The sequence below is a fragment of the Limnoraphis robusta BA-68 BA1 genome (assembly GCF_034932365.1).
Taxonomy (GTDB): Bacteria; Cyanobacteriota; Cyanobacteriia; order Cyanobacteriales; family Microcoleaceae; genus Capilliphycus; species Capilliphycus robustus.
The window spans coordinates 65,535-82,923 of sequence record NZ_JAYGHR010000011.1; the positions used below are offsets into that span (position 1 = coordinate 65,535).

Consider the following 17,389-nt stretch of genomic DNA (forward strand, 5'->3'; position numbering starts at 1 on the left):
TTCTCTAATTCAAAGATAGAAATAAAAAGATCAATTTAGTTATCAATGTAATTTTTTTTTCATAAATCTTTATATAAGAATATTTTAGCTCAATTTATAATTGATCCAAATCAATTTATACCTGAGAAAAAAAGAGTCGCGTTCAGAGGAGTTCAAGAGCGGAAAATCAGCGAACTCAGGGATTTTTCTGCGGTTCAACGCCGGAGACAGAGATCTTTTGGGTTAAACTGGTTTAGACTTGTTGTACAATTAGAGTGAATGACAATCGCGATTGATTTTGGCACCAGCAATACTGTTGTTTCCCGTTGGAATCCAGCCACACAACAGCCTGAAACCTTGCGGCTTCCCGGATTATCCTGGATTTCGGCTCAAAACCCTCCCCTGATTCCCAGTTTACTTTATGTTAAAGATGCCACTGCGGATCAGGTCGTTTTAGGTCAGCAAGTGCGAGATCAAGGTTATGATATCAGCAGCGATCACCGCTTTTTTCGCAATTTTAAACGGGGAATCGGCACGAACATTCAGGGATTTCTCCCCGAACTTGATGGTCAGGTTGTCACTTTTGAACGGGTCGGAGAATGGTTCCTCACTCAAGTTTTAGAAGCAGTTCGAGGGATTCCTTTACCGATAGACTCCTTGGTGTTTACGGTTCCGGTTGACAGTTTTGAAGCCTATCGCTACTGGTTAGGTCAAGTTTGTCAGTCTCTCGAAGTTGAACAGGTGCGAATGTTGGATGAACCAACGGCTGCGGCTTTGGGATATGGACTGACGGAACAAGATGTGGTATTGGTAATTGATTTTGGGGGCGGAACACTCGATTTATCTTTAGTTCGTTTAAACACAACGGTACAAAATAAACCGTTAGGGTTTATTCTCAAATGGGGTCAAAAATCCTTTGCAGAATCTTCCGGACAAAAGCCAAAAACAGCCCGAGTTTTAGCAAAAGCAGGTCAAAATTTGGGCGGTTCGGATATTGATCATTGGTTAATTGATTATTTTGCCCAAACCCAGGGATTAGAAAAAACCCCGCTAACGACTCGTTTGGCTGAACGCTTAAAAATTCAGCTTTCCTTACAAACTCAAGCGACGGAAGTGTATTTTAATGATGAAACTTTAGACAGTTATGAATTGGAGTTGAGTCGAGAAAAATTTGAGGAGATTTTAACCCAACATCAGTTTTTTAAAAATCTGGATCGGGCGATGAATCAAGTGTTACAACAAGCCCTGCGTCAAGGAATTGAGAAGAGTAATATTAGTAGCGTTTTATTAGTGGGGGGAAGCAGTCAAATCCCATCCGTTCAAACTTGGGTAAAACAATATTTTGAACCTGAAAAGATACGCTGTGAGAAGCCTTTTGAAGCCATTTCTCATGGAGCATTACAACTGAGTCTCGGGACTAAAATTGAAGATTTTCTCTATCATAGTTATGGGATTCGTTATTGGAATCGTCGGGATAATTGTCACAGTTGGCATCCGATTATTCAGTCGGGTCAAGCTTATCCGATGACTGAACCTGTAGAATTAGTTTTAGGGGCTTCTTTAGAAAATCAGCCCAGTATTGAATTGGTGATTGGAGAATTGGGGGCGGAAACGGGAGGAACAGAAGTCTTTTTTGATGGCGATCGCTTAGTCACACGCAGTACCGCCGGAAAAACCCCCGTACAGGCGTTAAATGATACCCCAGAAGGGCGCAGTATTGCTCGATTAAATCCCCCAGGACAGCCCGGACGCGATCGCATTAAGGTGTTATTTTCAGTCGATGAAAAGCGATTTTTGCTCATCACCCTAGAAGATTTACTCACCAATGAAATGTTAGTGAATAATCAGGCGGTGGTGCAGTTGAGTTAGTTTACTGCTCTAAAGTTCCGAGCAACCGCAAAATCATGTCAACATCATTCAATTCTCCCACAATTCGCCGGATCGGTTTCGGCCAGACTTTAATTAAAGTGGGAGTGGCAGAGATTTGATCGACTTCTGCTTGTTCAGGATGCTTCAACACGTCAATGACTTTTAGGGTGTAAGGGTGACTTACGGATCGTTCTAAAAGTTGATGAAGTGTCGCTAAAGTGCGTTCAGTGGCTAAACTATGACCGGAAACAAATAAACGTAAAACATAACCCGCCGTTTGTGGTGAATTGACTTCTGAAGATTGATCAGCACGCAAACTTTGCGATCGCAATGTCGAAGTCACTTCTCGTCGGTCAGCATCAAGTTGAGTATCCATTTTTTGAAACTGTACAACCAGGTCGTGATTTTCCCAGAGTTGGGGAAATTGATGATAATAAGTAGAAATGACGAGAGGATTGCATAATTCTTCGGGTTCTCGAGTGGGTTGCCAAATTAAATTATCTGTACCAAACACGGCATTGAGTAAGGTTTGATAACGCAATACCGGAGGATAGGCTTCGGCTGATCGTTTAACGGTTTGGGTATTGGGATCAAGCCACTGGTCGAGAGTTGCCGTATAACAAGGAACTAAAAAGTGAGGGGTTTCTGACAACCCCAAAATTTCCTGTAAAGCCGCACATAAATGTAGATGCCATCGACGCCGTTTCGTGGGGTCGATACAGTAGATTAAATCTCCCCCAGGTGTAAAAAGTGCAATTCCTTTGAACAAAAGGGGATCTGTAGGTTTAGCAGAATTCAAGGATGCCTATTGAGGAACCAAAGGAATTGGATATTTTCACAAATCAATACAATTGAAGTGTGAACTGCGATCGCCAAATTCGGCTGATAGAATACCTCACAATTCACACTTTACCCCAGAGTTGACAGCAAGGGGTTAAAACTTCAGACTTTTCTTAGAGTTGAGACTAAACCCGACCTCGCAGCATTTGACCCATCTCATTCGGGTAGGGCGACATTTCTAAACAGGTTTCTTCGGTAATCCGACCTTCTTGATAGAGGATGTAAAGAGATTTATTCATCGTGGTCATGCCCTCATAAGTATCTTTGAGCATGATTTGGTTAATTTCTTCGTACTGATCTTTAACGATGTATTCTTTGATGACATCAGTATTGATTAAGATGTCATGGAAAGCCGCCCGTTTTCCATCGGTTGTTTTACAGAGTAACTGAGCAATAATCGCGACTAACGTTTCAGAAATTGACACTTTAATTGATTGTTGTTCTTCGGCGGAGAACATATCCAAAATCCGAGTTAGGGTTTTAATTGCGCTGTTCGTGTGTAAGGTTCCGGCTACCAAGTGACCTGTCGATGCGGCTTTTAGGGCAATTTGCATCGTTTCTTTATCCCGAATTTCTCCGACCAGCATCATGTCCGGGTCTTGACGCAACGCCCCTTTTAAGGCATTAAAAAACTTCAACGTATGGCGTCCGACTTCCCGGTGTTTAATCAAGGCTTTTTTACTTTCGTGAACAAATTCTACCGGGTCTTCAATGGTGATAATATGATAGGCAAAAGCTTTATTCATGTAGTCAATCATCGCCGCCAGGGTAGTAGACTTACCTGAACCCGTCGGCCCGGTGATTAACATTAATCCTTTGTGATAGTGACAAATCTTTTTAAAGACTTCCGGGAGATTGAGTTGCTCCATTGTCAGAATTTTAGCCGCAATCAATCGTAATACCATTGACGGGCCTCTCAACGTATCAAAGGCACTAATCCGCACCCGCACAAAGCCAAAGTCAAAAGCACCGTCAAAGTCTAAATTTTGTTGGAAATATTCGATTTCATCATCGCTCATACATTCGCGCAACCAACTCATAAACGTATTCAAGTCGGTGACGGGATAGCCTGTGGGGGAAATATCACCCCGTTTGCGGAACCGAGGTTCTTCATTCACCCCGATGTGAATATCTGAAATTCCTTCTTCATTGGCTCGAATCACAATTTCTTTGAGGGTGGGATTTCCAGGCGTTGGGCCTGATCCTCGGGGAGAACCTGCGGCACCTGTTGCGACAGGTTGAGCCAATTGAGGGGCGGAAGGGACTGTCTGTTGAGAGACGGTTTGAGGCGCAGTCGGAACAGCAACTTCACCGGAAACCCCGTCAGTGCGAGGGGCTTTTGGGGGTGCAGGGGGCGCGGGTGGACGGGGTGCTTTCGGTGGCGGTGGAACAGGCGGACGAGGTGCTTGTGTCATAATTGCACGACCTTGATGGATGAGAGGACGAACGGGGTAGAAATTTACTTTCAGTCTAGCCTTGAATTCTTTGATATCGCAAAGAGACTTAAGAAATGACGGGCATTTTTCAACAGGTAAAAGCTCAGGGTGTAGCGGTATCGTAAAGGGGTGAATTTTTGACATCCTCCCCGTCGTAAACAACGGGGATTCCCAGCAGAAGACTATTGCAAAATATCAAATATTGATAATTGAACAGGATTCTCTAGGTGGGTTGACGTTTCACGGGCTGCTGCTTCAATGACCGAAGTCTTATGCCTGCCTCCGCGTCCGTTTGGAATCTCCGAGTGTCCCCCGGCGATTAGTATATTTACGGCAGCATTGCCGTCTCTGTCGTGAACTGCACCACAGTCCAAACAAGTCCATTCCCGAACAGAAAGGTCTAATTTACCACCTTTAAAGCCGCAGCACGAACATTTTTGAGTTGTCGGTTCCCACCGACTTATTACTCTAAATTCTCGGCCATACTTTTCGGCTTTACCTTCAAGAAGGGTTCTAAACTGTCTCCACCCTAAATCGCTAATTGCTTTTGAAAGCTTACGATTTTTGACCATTCCCGACACATTTAAGTCTTCCAAAACAATCACTTGGTTTTCGATGATTATTTGGGTTGATAGTTTGTGGAGGAAGTCTTTGCGGGTATCTTTCATTTGGGCGTAGATTTTAGCTTTTCTAACTCTCGCCCGTTCGTATCTCTTAGAACCCTTCTGTTTTCGAGACAGATTGCGGTTAAGTTTTCGTAGACGGCTAATCCGCTTTTTTAAAGGTTTGGGAGCATCTATTTTTTCTCCTGAACTCAGAACCGCAAACGCCTTAATTCCTAAGTCTATCCCAACGCTGTTCGGAGACTCAGGTAATAATTGTTGATTAACCTCAACAACAAAGCTGAGGAAATAACGGTTTGCAGCATCTTTAATGACTGTAACTGAACTTGGTGAACTGGGTAGAGGTCTGGACCAAATTATCTTGAAATTTCCAATTTTGGCTAAAGATATTTTGTCTCCATACAGTTTAAAGCCACCAACTCGAAACCTGGCTGACTGCTTGGCGTTTCGTTTCTTAAACTTAGGCAGTCTAACTTTTCTCCCTTTCCGATCACCTTTACACGACTTAAAAAAGTTTTGATAAGCCTGTTCTAGATCGTTCAAAGATTGTTGCAAAGGGATATTAGAAACTTCTGATAACCATTCCCGTTCTGCCGTTTTCTTCGCTTGGGTAATAAACTGCTTTTGGAGTTGAGCATTACTAGGCTTTTTTTGCCCAGTTTTGTACATTTCGATACAGTGAGCCAGTGCATCGTTCCACACGACACGGCAACAGCCAAATAGCTTTGCTAGTTCGGTCTGCTGTTGAAGTGTCGGTTGGATTCGGTATTGATAGCTGGCTTTCATTGTCCGTGTTCAGATTGGTCTGTAAATTGATTGTATATTGGTTCAAACAAAATGACAACCCAATTTAGGAGAGAAAGGCATAGCGTTACAAACCTCAAGATTCACTTGGTCTGCGTAGCTAAATATAGAGATAAAATATTTAGCGGCGAAGAACTCAAGTTAATTGAGGACGTATTTCGCCACGTAGCAACACAAATGAACTTTCAAATCTTAGAAATCAATGGCGAGGATGAACACATACACGCATTGATTGAATACCCTCCCAAACTTTCTGTGTCTAAAATTGTGAACGCCTTAAAAGGTGTTTCAAGTCGCCGTTATGGGCAAGCAGGGTTTAAAAAACCATATGGTAAAACAGCTTTGTGGAGTCCTAGTTATTTTGCTATCTCCGTTGGCGGCGCACCTATTGACGTACTGATTCAATACATTAAGAATCAAAAAAAGCGCACCGCCCACTGCGAGGAAACCTCGCCTTGTGGACGGAGCAAGAAGCCGTCCGCGCATGACGGGGCTTGTATCCCATTATTTTCGGTCAATTTTTCAAACCCAAAAACAGCAGCATTAAGTTAAGTTGCTGACAACGATACCCTCTCAAGGGTTTAGTATTCCCCAAATCACATGAGAAAATAAACTTCTTCAGGAAAAATCCTCAATATTGAGGAAAATCAAGATGAACCACTACACTACAGATCAAACATGAATTTGGATGATTTAGTCTTTAGTTCTGCTCTAGAGCAAGCCCAACGGATTCGCAGCAAACAACTCTCACCCCTTGAATTAGTTCAACTTTATCTCGATCGCATTGAGTTGTTAAATCCGAAACTGGGTTGCTACTTTACCATCATGGCAGAAGAAGCGATCGCCTTGGCTCAAACTCAAACCGAACAATTGACGGCAAACGATCCTTTAGAATTACCTCCCTTTTTTGGGGTGCCGATTTCCATCAAAGATCTTAATCCAGTAGCGGGAGTTCGTTGTACCTACGGTTCTCGGATGTTGATCAACCAAGAAGCCACCTACGATGATGCAGTTGTTACACGGATTCGCCAAGCCGGATTTATTATTATCGGTAAAACAGCAACTTCGGAAGTCGGTTCACTGCCCTATACTGAACCCCAAGGCTTTCCACCCGCTCGTAATCCCTGGAATTTAGACTATACTCCCGGTGGTTCGAGTGGGGGTGCGGCGGCTTCTGTGGCAGCCGGACTTTGTGCGATCGCTCACGGTTCGGATGGGGGTGGCTCTGTACGTGGCCCGGCTTTTTGTTGTGGGTTAGTCGGTCTTAAACCCTCACGGGGTCGAATTTCTCATGCTCCCGTTGGGGACTATCAAAATGGTATTTCGACTCACGGGCCGATCGCTCGGACGGTTGCAGATGCGGCGGCATTGCTGGATGTAATGTCAGGTTATGTGACGGGAGATCCCTATTGGTTGCCCACTCCGACAATATCATTTCTGCAAGCGACTCAACAACCCATAGGCTGTTTACGAATTGCCTTTTCAACGAAAATTCCCCCGGTTGGTGAGGCTTCAGAGGGTTGTGCAGAAGCAGTGACGCAAACGGTGCAGCTTTTAGAAGAAATGGGACACCAAGTTGAACGGGGTTGTCCAGATTTTACCGAGTTGATTGAACCGTTTAAAGCGGTTTGGCAGGCGGGTGTGGCGGCATCGGGCATTCCCAAGGATTTACTGACGCCGATGAACCAATGGCTACTCGAACAAACGGGTTCAGCCGGGGATTATTTACGGGCTGTTGGTCAAATGCAGGTGGCGGCTCGTCGGATTGTGGCATTTTTTGATCAGTTTGATGTGTTGGTACTGCCGACTTATATGCACACCGCCATTCGGGTGGGAGAATATGAAGATTTGACTCCCGAAGAGACGATCAAACGGATTATCAATTGGATTGCGCCTTGTCCGCCTTTTAATGCCACAGGTCAACCTGCGATCGCTATTCCCACAGGTTTGAGTGCTGAAGGATTACCTGTTGGGGTGCAATTGATCGGTAAACCGGCTGACGAAACAACGTTGATTGCAATCGCCGCACAACTCGAGGCGGCTAGACCTTGGAATTATCGTCCTACGGCAATTTATTAGACCTAGCAATCCAGGGTGAGGGGGTTGGGGAAAAATAGAGTCTGAATTTATAGGGGTATTTCAATTAAAAATTCGGCTCCCTCTCCCGGTACTGAAATGCAGCTTAACTGCCCCTGATGTTTTTCGACGATAATCGAGTAGCTAATGGATAATCCCAAACCCGTCCCACTTCCCACAGGCTTGGTGGTAAAAAAGGGATCAAATATCTTATTAAGCACTGAGTTTTCCATCCCGGGTCCGTTATCAGCAATACTAATCACCACGTTTCGAGCCTCATTAACAAAAGTCCGAATAATAATGGTTGGTTTTTGAGGACTATCGGAGCGGTTTTCTGGTGTCTGTCGCAAAGCGTCTATGGCATTACTGATAATATTCATAAACACTTTATTGAGTGCGGATATGTAGCACTTGACTAAAGGCAGTTTACCATATTCTTTAATTAATGTAATTTCGGGATCTTGATCATTGGCTTTCAGGCGATGCTGCAAAATTAACAGCGTGTTATCAATACCGGAATGAATGTCAACGGGTTTTATTTTGGCTTCGTCTAAGCGGGAAAAGTTCTGAAGAGAGTTGACAATTTTGCAGATGCGATCGCTGCCGATCTTCATTGATGCCAAAAGTTTAGGCAAATCATTAAGCAGAAATTCTAGGTCAATTTCTTCTATTTTGGCTTGAATTTCCGGTTGGGGTTGAGGATAGATTTCTTGGTATAAGTTAATCAACTCAATTAAGGAGGTCAGATACTCATTAGCATAGGTGAGATTGCCGTAAATAAAGTTAACTGGATTGTTAATTTCATGGGCTATTCCGGCAACAAGCTGCCCTAAGCTCGACATTTTTTCGGTTTGAATGAGTTGGGATTGAGTGGAGTAAAGTTTTTGCAGAGTCGTTTCGAGTTGCGTTGCCTTAGTTCTTAACTCTAGGGTGCGTTCTTCTACTTTCTGCTCTAAAGTATAGGAATATTCCTCTAATTTGTTATAAAGATTCGCATTTTCTAAGGAAATAGCGGCTTGGGTGGTTAAGACTTTGAGAATTTCTAGGCGACTTTGGGTAAATACTCCGGGTGTCAGATTATTTTCTAAATAAACAATCCCTATTAATTTTCGGGAGTTGATGATCGGAACACAGAGTAAACTTTTGGGTCGTTGCTGTTGAATATAAGCATCTGATGCGAAAGAAGTCTGAGTGCTGGCATCATCAATGACTAAAGTTTCCTGAGTACGAGACACATAATTAATCAAAGAAAGGGGAATATCTGGGCTTGATTCTATCGGCAGTGATTCCAGTACCAGACTTTGAATCTCTGTATTTTCTCCTCTAAAAAATGCCGTTGCTTCTATGACTAAATTGTTCCCTTTGAGTAAAATTAAAACACATTTATCTGCCCCAGCATTTTCCATCACCACTTGCACTAAAGTCGAAAATAATTGCTCGAGTTGAATTTCACTCGAGAGGGCTTGAGAGGCTTTGAGAATAGTCGCGAAATCAAGGAAGTTAGAATTATTAGTAGAGAGATTTGTTTGGATGGTTTGATTGAGGAAGTCAGATTGCTTGACGGTTGAAGTGCAGTTTTCGCCCTGGCGAAAACGATTCTGTTGTATTTGCCAAATCGCAGTTAGAAGTTGGGGATAGCGTTTTTCTAGGTCTTCAATTTTGGCTTTTGCTCCCCAATAGGAATAGCAGTAGTAGGCTTCTTGCAGATAAGTGCTTGCGACTTTTTCTTTACCCCAATCCAGGTAAAATTTAGCAGCGAGTTCATTAGCGAGTGCTTCTTCTTGGATATATTGATTTTCTTTTGCACCCGAAATAGCTTGGTCATAAAGATCAATTGCTTCTAATTTTTTTCCCAAAACTCTGCATTTTTCGGCGGCTACTAAATCAACTTTATGCTGGTGATTCATCGGAGCATAATCCGCCCAATGCAGTAACTGAATTTGGTTTTGTGCGACTCGTTGTAATCCTTCTGATTCCTCGTTTAATGGCTGACGCAATTGTGCTAGAGCAATCAAAGAATCGTAGAAATAAAACACAGCTTCACCAAAGGTTCCAGCCCCTACTTGTAAATACTTTCTAAACTCTGTGGTATAGTTTTCTGCTTGCTCGATTTCTCCAAACCAGAAGCAAAATGTCAGTTTATACAAATAGAATAAATACACGCCATAAAGATCGTTATTTGAGAGCAGCACAGATAGAAATTCTGTTTCTTGAATGGCTTCTCCTGATAAAATTTCAGGATGCTCATCTCCCTCCAATAAATTTAAAATTGATTGCCAAGTAATCCGACAATAATTGGCTGCTGTTAATTGGTTTAACTGGGCTAAACCCTGAGTATAGGTGCGAGTTTCTTGTTGCAAAATCCCCAAAGGCTGACTGCACCAAAAAGAATAGTTGCAAACCGTACTAGCACTATAACCCGCATATTCTAGATAGCCAAGTTCTACACCAATTGTATAACTATCTTGTAAGAAAGGCAAGGTTTCTTTAATATGAAAGGTTCGGTGCAACATAAAGGTTCCGACGATATTAAAGACTTCAGGTTTGACTGATTTTAGATTTAATTTAGCAATAACTTTCAGGGCTAACTGACTAAACTTTGTGGCAGTATTGACATCTTGAAATAGATTACATAAAATAATACTATAAGACGTATAACCAAAAGCCGAAGCTGATGTGTTTCCGTACTGAATGGAGAGTTTGACGCACAAGGAAACTAACAACGGGTACAAAGGAGAACCACTGATGTAAGCGGCTGCCATAATGCTACTCCCAATCTGAATAATCGCCAGTTTTTCAACATCCGTCATCACAGATAAGTTAACTAAATCTTCGATTTCTCGGTTGCCAATCAGTTCTGTTATCTCTTGAAATGACTGTTGAATATCTGTTTGAGTCGGTGTTTCAGGAAATATTACATCGAGTTGTTGGAGGAGAGATAGAGCAATTGCAACGGCTTCAGCAGATTGATTTCGGGAGACATTAGATTGAACTTTGATTCGGTAAACATTCACTTGTTCGAGTAAAGAATGGGCTTGTTCAATCACAAGATTAATAAACGTTTCCATCTCTTCAAAGTCACCGCATAGAGAAGCAATTTCTGCCGCTAATTCATGCAGATCCAGGGTCATTTGATAATGTCGTTGCCAAGCTTCACTTCCGAGCAAATTTAGCCCAATCTGGGCATATTCACGGGCGGCTTGATAGGCGGTGGCGGTTCTAGCTTTACGACAGGCTGTAAGATTAAGTTGAGCTAATTCATCTCGTTCTGTTGGTTCAGTAATCAGAGAGGTTCCATAGTTTAATTGATTCACCAGTTCAAAAATTCGTTCTTCTCTTGTTTCTGGGCAAATTTGTTGTAAAAGTAGTTTTCCGATGCGATAATGGGTATGCTGTTTTTGGTGAGCAAGAATTAATGAATAGGCGGCTTGTTGAATGCGATCATGCAGAAATCGATAAGGAACGGTAATCGTTTGATCGATTGGCTGCATCTCCGTTTCTGCTTGGAAAAACTTGTAGCTTTCATTAATGGGTACAATTAATCCTTCTTGCAATGCTCTCCATAAATCAGTCGCCGTTTCTACTTCTGACTGTTCGGAAACAATTGCCAAAGTCTGCAAATCAAATTGCGCTCCAATACAAGCGGCTAATTTCAAAATATTTTGAGTCTCAGTTGGCAATTTTTGTAACTGTAAAGCCATAAACTCAACGACATCATTCGTCAAACTTTGGGCTTTAACTTTGCTAATATCACATTGCCAATATCCTGCATCTAAATTGAATTTAATCAGTTGATCATCATACAGTGCTTTCAGAAACTGGGTTGTAAAAAAGGGATTTCCCCGAGTTTTTTGATAAACTAATTCGGTTAAGGGTTGCGCTAGGGCTAATTGACAATTCAAGGTATCCGCTATCAATTGATTAATATCTCTCTGACTCAAGGGATTTAGGGTAATCGTGTTAACAGTTACCCCGGTTTTTTTGAGTTCATTGACAGCAAGAATAAACGGATGAACAGGCGACACTTCGTTATCCCGATAGGCTCCCAAAATTAACAAGTGATCTGCATCATTCATTAGCAGTTGTAATAACTTGAGCGATGCTAAATCTGACCATTGCAAGTCATCCAAAAAAATCACCAATGGATGTTCAACACTGGTAAAAACTTGAACAAATTTTTGGAAGAATAGATTAAACCGATTTTGAGCCGCACTTCCCGATAGTTCTAGGATTGCGGGTTGTTTTCCAATTAGGAGTTCAAGTTCGGGAATGACGTCAATAATAACTTGTCCATTTTCTCCTAATGCTTGCAATATTTTTGCTTTCCATTGTTGCAATTTAAGAGCGCTTTCCGTCAAAAGCTGCCCGATTAAATCTCGAAAGGCTTGTACAAATGCACTAAAAGGAATATTCCGATTAAATTGGTCATATTTTCCTTTGATAAAATAACCTCTTTGCCTGACAATCGGTTTATGAACTTCATTAATCACTGCGGTTTTACCAATCCCCGAAAATCCGGCAACTAGCATCAGTTCCGCTCTTCCTTCTGGGGGATTACTAACTCGTTCAAAGGCATTTAATAACGTTTCAACTTCAGTTTTTCGACCATAGAGCTTTTCAGGAATCATAAAGCGCTCTGATAAATCTCGTTTTGCAATCGTAAAGCTGGCAATTTCACCTGTAGATTGAAGTTGATACCAACAAGTTTCTAAATCCTGTTGAAGTCCCAAAGCGCTCTGATAACGATCTTCAGCATTTTTTGCCATCAACTTCATCACAATATCAGACAATACGCTAGGGATTTCGGGATTCAATTGTTGCAAAGTTGGGGGAAGTTTGGCGATATGACAGTGAACCAATTCCATTGGATCATCCGTATTAAATGGCAATTTGCCGCTCAATAATTGATAGAACGTTACTCCCAAAGAATAGAAGTCACTGCGATAATCAATTCCTCGATTCATTCGTCCTGTTTGTTCGGGTGAGAGGTAAGCGAGTGTGCCTTCAAGGATGTTGGGATTCTGAATTTCTTGAGTTTCTTTTGGTAATAATGAAGAAATAGAAAAGTCAATAATTTTGATTTCAAGACTTGTCGGGTTAATCAGAATATTGGCGGGTTTGAGATCTTTGTGAATCACTCGCGCCCCTTGTAATTTGTGTAGAGTCTCAACAATTTGAATGGCGATGGGCAGAAATTGGCCGACTGTTAGGGGTTGTGTTTGAATGTATTGGCTGAGAGAAATTCCGCCAAAATCTTCCATGACTAAAACATAACCATTTTTATAGGGTTCGAGACTATAAGGTTTAATAATATTGGGAATATTTACTAGGTTGTGAGTAATCGTATATTGGTTTTTAAACTGTACTAAATCGCTAAAACTCGGATAGGGGTTTCGTAAAATTTTCAGAACAACAGGTTGATCATTCCTGTTTTTTCTCCCTCGATAAACCAAGGTTCGAGAACCATTATGCAGTTGTTCTATAATTTGATATCCGGTAATTTTGGGTGTGTTCATTTTCATAATAATTTTGTGTATTTTAAGAGGTTTTTTGGAGATAGCAATCACTTGGACTTAGGAACTATTTTTCAATCCTGAATTTTTAATTATTAAAGATTTTATCCAATTAATTTAACAACTGTCATCTGAACAAATTCTGCGGCTCATTCTAGCACCCGATTCGCCAAGGTAGTGTATTTTACATCGCATCCATCCCGACTTTAAACGACGCTTAACCCCCTAAACCGATCAAAACGCTTGGGAAACTGGCTAACTACCACTTTTCCGACTGAAGTCTTTCTCTATATTATTAATTATATTTTTCAGTTTTAAAAATAAAAAAATATTAAAACTCTAGGAAACATTAAAAATTCGGAAAAGATAATATTCTTTACAATTAGAGATCAAATTAAAGACATAGCAGTACCTATTAAGTTTAGGACATTCTTTTGTTCCCAAGGAAATTCGCTGGGGACTCACCCACAGCCAACACCCCGCCAGACTCTCAAGCTGTTTGTCAACCTGTTAACTTGAGCTGTTAAGCTAGATTGTCAGCATTTAGCTGCACAAATAAGATAGACAAGGATTTTAGTTAATCTTTGTTGTTTGTATTAGAACTCAACTAAAAACGTGAAATTCCTTGTGTTTCGTCGTTCGGAACCATCAACTCCTAAACCTCAAAAGCCACCCGGATCAGGTTTAGGAACGTTTGGTGGTGTTTATACACCCTCGATTCTAACAATCTTGGGGGTGATCATGTACTTGCGGTTTGGGTGGGTTGTTGGACAAGTTGGTTTAGGCGCAACCTTGCTCATTGTTACCCTCTCAACCTCCATTACCTTTTTAACATCCCTATCCATTTGTGCGATCGCCACGGATCGAGTGGTTCGTACTGGAGGCGCTTATTATATGATTAGTCGCTCCTTGGGGATAGAGTCTGGCGGTGCTGTCGGTATTCCGCTTTATTTTGCTCAAGCTATTTCAGTGGCGTTGTACACCATTGGTTTTGCAGAAAGTCTGAAGATTACATTTCCGCAGTTGGATGTCCGGGTTGTGGCGTTAATTACTACAATTCTGGTAACGATTGTGGCGATCAAATCCGCAGAAGTGGCAATTAAAGCTCAGTATTTCATTATGGCTGCGATCGCCTTATCGCTGGTTTGTTTCGTCGGTGGAGCCATCTCACTTCCCCTACCTGTAGCCGTCACAGACATCGAATTAGAAATTGTCAATAACACGGCTAAAGTGGGATTTTGGCCTGTATTTGCGGTGTTCTTTCCGGCTGTTACCGGAATTATGGCGGGGGTGAATATGTCAGGAGATTTACGAGATCCGACAAAATCCATCCCGGTTGGCACCTTAGCGGCGGTGATTACGGGTTACATCATTTATATGGTGATTCCGATCTTTTTGTGGAAAGGGGCGGAAACGGGGGCTTTATTGGCTGATCCGTTGATTATGAAGCGCATCGCCTGGTGGGGGCCTTCGGTTTTATTAGGCGTATGGGGAGCAACATTATCGAGTGCTTTAGGCAGTATTTTAGGGGCGCCTCGGGTATTGCAAGCCTTAGCGCGAGATGGAATTTTACCCACTTGGTTACGTTTCATCGGAACCGGAAGCGGAGAACAAGATGAACCCCGGATTGCGACGGTGGTGACTTTGGGTTTTGTGTTAGTAGCAGTAGCAGTGGGAGATTTAAACCTAATTGCTCCGGTTCTCAGTATGTTCTTTCTGACTACTTATCTGGTTTTAAATTTAGCCGCAGGAATTGAAAGTTTCCTCAGAAGTCCTTCCTTTCGTCCCTCTTTTAAGGTTCATTGGCTGTTTTCTCTCTTGGGTGTAGTCGGCTGTTTGGGCGTGATGTTTTTGATTGATGCTGTGGCGACGGTTATGGCGGCGATGATTGTGTTTAGCATCTATATCTGGCTGGAACGTCGAGAACTGGAGGCGGCTTGGGGAGATGTTCGCCAAGGAATTTGGATGGCGTTAATCCGGCGGGGGATCATGCAACTGAGTTATGCTCCCGATACCAAAAATTGGCGTCCTCACATTTTAACGTTCTCCGGCGCTCCGACGAAACGATGGCATTTAGTTGAACTGGCATCTACTTTTACTCACAACCGCAGTTTATTTACGCTCTGTACCGTTTTACCGAGTGGTTCTCGTGATCCCGTTCAATGTAGTGAAATGGAGGCTACACTGCGCGAATATTTGGAGAAGCGAGGGATTCAAGGGTTGGTACGAGTGATTACGGCAGTTGATCCGTTTATTGGCGCTCAACAGTTGGTTGATGCTTATGGGATTGGGCCACTTATTCCCAATACAGTGCTGTTAGGGGATAGTCAATCTTCTCAACGCCGGGATTCATATTGTCAGATGATTGCTGAACTCAATAAACGAGAACGAAGTATCATTATTTTTCGCTCCAATCAGTCTGAGTTTAAAAGTCGAAAACGAATTGATCTGTGGTGGGGAGGCTTAAATGCGAATGGGGGATTGATGTTAATTTTGGCTTATCTGTTACGAACGAGTATTGATTGGCGGGGTGCGGAGATTTATTTGAAGTTAGTTGTTCCTGATGAAATGGCGGCTCAGGCGGCTCGTTTGAATTTAGCAGAACTTGTCCAACAGTTGAGGATTGGAGCAACGCCCAATGTGATTGTTTCTCAGGGAAAAACGTTTCCTGAAATTTTACATTCCTCTTCAGCAAATGCCGATTTAGTTTTCTTGGGGATGGCTCAACCGTCTCCTGAGTTAAATTATCCTGAATATTACGAAGGTTTGCAACAAATGGCTGAAGGTTTACCGCCAACAATTTTTGTTTTAGCGGCTCCGAATTTTGCCTTCGCTGAAATTTTGCAAGAAACAACTCCCCCTAAATAGTCAAGGAGATGATCAGAGCTGCAATTCCTACAGTTTATACTGATAATCCGACGCCTGAGAGTCTATTTTCTCTCAAATCTCGTCGGATTTTATTTGGGTATAGCAATCTTGACAAGCAGCAAGCTTCATCTAACTACAAATAAGTTGTAAACACGCTGCCTGCTCATGGCTGGATTTACCTATTTTGGGGTAGAATTTTGCCGTTTATTCTATTAGATTAGTTTGAGTAAACCCATCTGTAGCCGATCTCGTAATCGCTGAATTTTATGATTTTCTTCATGGCTGATTGAAGGCTGGATTCGGCTCAAAGTATGCAGTAATTTTTGATCGCTGCGAGTCAGTCGCCCGGTGGCGATAATCCGATCAATGACTTTCCCAATGGTGAGAGGGTTTAAAGCAGACATAGCTTGAGAATTCATACTCAATTCAGGTGCGAGGGTTTGTTTTGTCTGTAGATAGGCACAAAAAAACTTAAAATCTTGCTCTCTTGTTCATCCCTGCTTTCTCAAGCAATGAGAATTTTAAATTTAGTTCTGCCTTCTACTTGCCTTATTCTTCAGATTAAGTCGAACAAAATGTTCTGTCAGTAAGAATTAAGTGATGAACTGTTTAACTGTCTAGAGCTAAAAGTAAGCTAAAAGTAAGCTAAAAGTTATATATTTGTTAGATATTTTTCCAACAGTGAGTGAGTGCTGACGATTAGCAACAAAAATAGGTAATTCTTACAGTTATGGCTTAAAAAATTAAGAATAATTTTGTTAAAATAGGCTTCAAAAGCTTTTTTAGAGGGATTAACAGGTTTTTTTATACACTGTTAAATATTGTTGTTCGCTTTTTTACCACGAAAAAACTAGGGAGCTATAACCACGAGGCTACAACTCCATATTTTGATTTTTAACACCTTTTAAAAACCGAATCTAGACAAGGCTTAAAAATCCTTAAATTAGAGATAACTTACTTGGTTCTTTTGTTGGAGTCGTCCTCAAAGGTACTCTCGGCAACTTCTGGATACAATTCACCCCATTCTTTTAAGGCTTCTGCTGATTCTCCCGCGATTCTTTTAATTCGTTGACCGGGCGCATTTTCTGTTTCCATTGCTTCGGCTTGCCATTCACCTGTTGTTTTTGGGCGTTCGGAATCGTCTTGATGTATAATGTTATCAACTTTATGGGTAACAGCTTGGCTCTGGCGTTCAGAAAGACCTGTTGTTAATAGTAGAGATCCCACTAATATCACACTTAGAAAATGTTTAACCTGAAATGTCTTAGCCCAATTGGTTATGTGAGTATATATTCCTGACAGAAAATTGATCATGTGAAAACTCCTGTAGTTCATTTTTCATACTTCTGTTATCGTTTCGGAATTCGATTCATTAACTCAA

10 protein-coding genes and 1 pseudogene are annotated in these 17,389 nt (G+C 41.8%); 5 read left to right on the forward strand and 6 right to left on the reverse strand.

What is annotated here, in order from left to right:
* Positions 1–258 precede the first annotated feature (258 nt).
* Complete coding sequence (locus tag VB836_RS07475; RefSeq protein WP_049559638.1) at positions 259–1,848, forward strand: Hsp70 family protein; 1,590 nt, start codon at positions 259–261, stop codon at positions 1,846–1,848.
* Position 1,849: 1 nt separating this feature from the next.
* On the opposite strand, the gene VB836_RS07480 is transcribed toward VB836_RS07475, so the two are convergent.
* From VB836_RS07480 to VB836_RS07490, 3 genes are all read right to left on the reverse strand, one after another.
* Positions 1,850–2,647, reverse strand: a complete 798-nt coding sequence (locus VB836_RS07480; protein ID WP_323218740.1) for a circadian clock KaiB family protein — start codon at positions 2,645–2,647, stop codon at positions 1,850–1,852.
* 166 nt (positions 2,648–2,813) lie between these two features.
* Positions 2,814–4,103, reverse strand: coding sequence for a type IV pilus twitching motility protein PilT (locus VB836_RS07485; RefSeq protein WP_323218741.1), 1,290 nt, complete (start codon positions 4,101–4,103; stop codon positions 2,814–2,816).
* A gap of 203 nt (positions 4,104–4,306) precedes the next feature.
* Complete coding sequence (locus tag VB836_RS07490; protein WP_323218742.1) at positions 4,307–5,533, reverse strand: RNA-guided endonuclease InsQ/TnpB family protein; 1,227 nt, start codon at positions 5,531–5,533, stop codon at positions 4,307–4,309.
* A 51-nt stretch (positions 5,534–5,584) separates the two neighbouring features.
* On the opposite strand from VB836_RS07490, the pseudogene tnpA reads away from it, so the two are divergent.
* Both tnpA and VB836_RS07500 read left to right on the forward strand, forming a co-directional pair.
* Positions 5,585–5,977: pseudogene (gene tnpA / locus VB836_RS07495) on the forward strand (IS200/IS605 family transposase); the annotation flags it as partial.
* A gap of 252 nt (positions 5,978–6,229) precedes the next feature.
* A complete protein-coding gene (locus VB836_RS07500; RefSeq protein ID WP_323218743.1) occupies positions 6,230–7,630 on the forward strand; it encodes an amidase in 1,401 nt (466 codons plus the stop codon).
* Positions 7,631–7,677: 47 nt separating this feature from the next.
* Here VB836_RS07500 and VB836_RS07505 read toward each other — a convergent pair whose 3' ends face one another.
* On the reverse strand, positions 7,678–13,149 hold the full coding sequence (locus tag VB836_RS07505) for a trifunctional serine/threonine-protein kinase/ATP-binding protein/sensor histidine kinase (protein ID WP_323218744.1): 5,472 nt from the start codon (positions 13,147–13,149) through the stop codon (positions 7,678–7,680).
* A gap of 606 nt (positions 13,150–13,755) precedes the next feature.
* Between VB836_RS07505 and VB836_RS07510 the strand changes: the two genes are divergently transcribed.
* Together VB836_RS07510 and VB836_RS07515 are read left to right on the forward strand one after the other, a co-directional pair.
* On the forward strand, positions 13,756–16,008 hold the full coding sequence (locus VB836_RS07510; RefSeq protein WP_407659592.1) for an APC family permease: 2,253 nt from the start codon (positions 13,756–13,758) through the stop codon (positions 16,006–16,008).
* An 8-nt stretch (positions 16,009–16,016) separates the two neighbouring features.
* Positions 16,017–16,151: a hypothetical protein gene (locus tag VB836_RS07515; protein ID WP_323218745.1), complete on the forward strand. Its 135-nt coding sequence runs from the start codon at positions 16,017–16,019 to the stop codon at positions 16,149–16,151.
* 69 nt (positions 16,152–16,220) lie between these two features.
* On the opposite strand, the gene VB836_RS07520 is transcribed toward VB836_RS07515, so the two are convergent.
* Together VB836_RS07520 and VB836_RS07525 are read right to left on the reverse strand one after the other, a co-directional pair.
* Positions 16,221–16,427 (reverse strand): hypothetical protein, encoded by a 207-nt coding sequence (locus VB836_RS07520; RefSeq protein ID WP_152964728.1) that lies wholly within the window; start codon positions 16,425–16,427, stop codon positions 16,221–16,223.
* A gap of 535 nt (positions 16,428–16,962) precedes the next feature.
* Complete coding sequence (locus tag VB836_RS07525; protein WP_323218746.1) at positions 16,963–17,235, reverse strand: hypothetical protein; 273 nt, start codon at positions 17,233–17,235, stop codon at positions 16,963–16,965.
* Between the last annotated feature and the right edge of the window lie 154 nt (positions 17,236–17,389).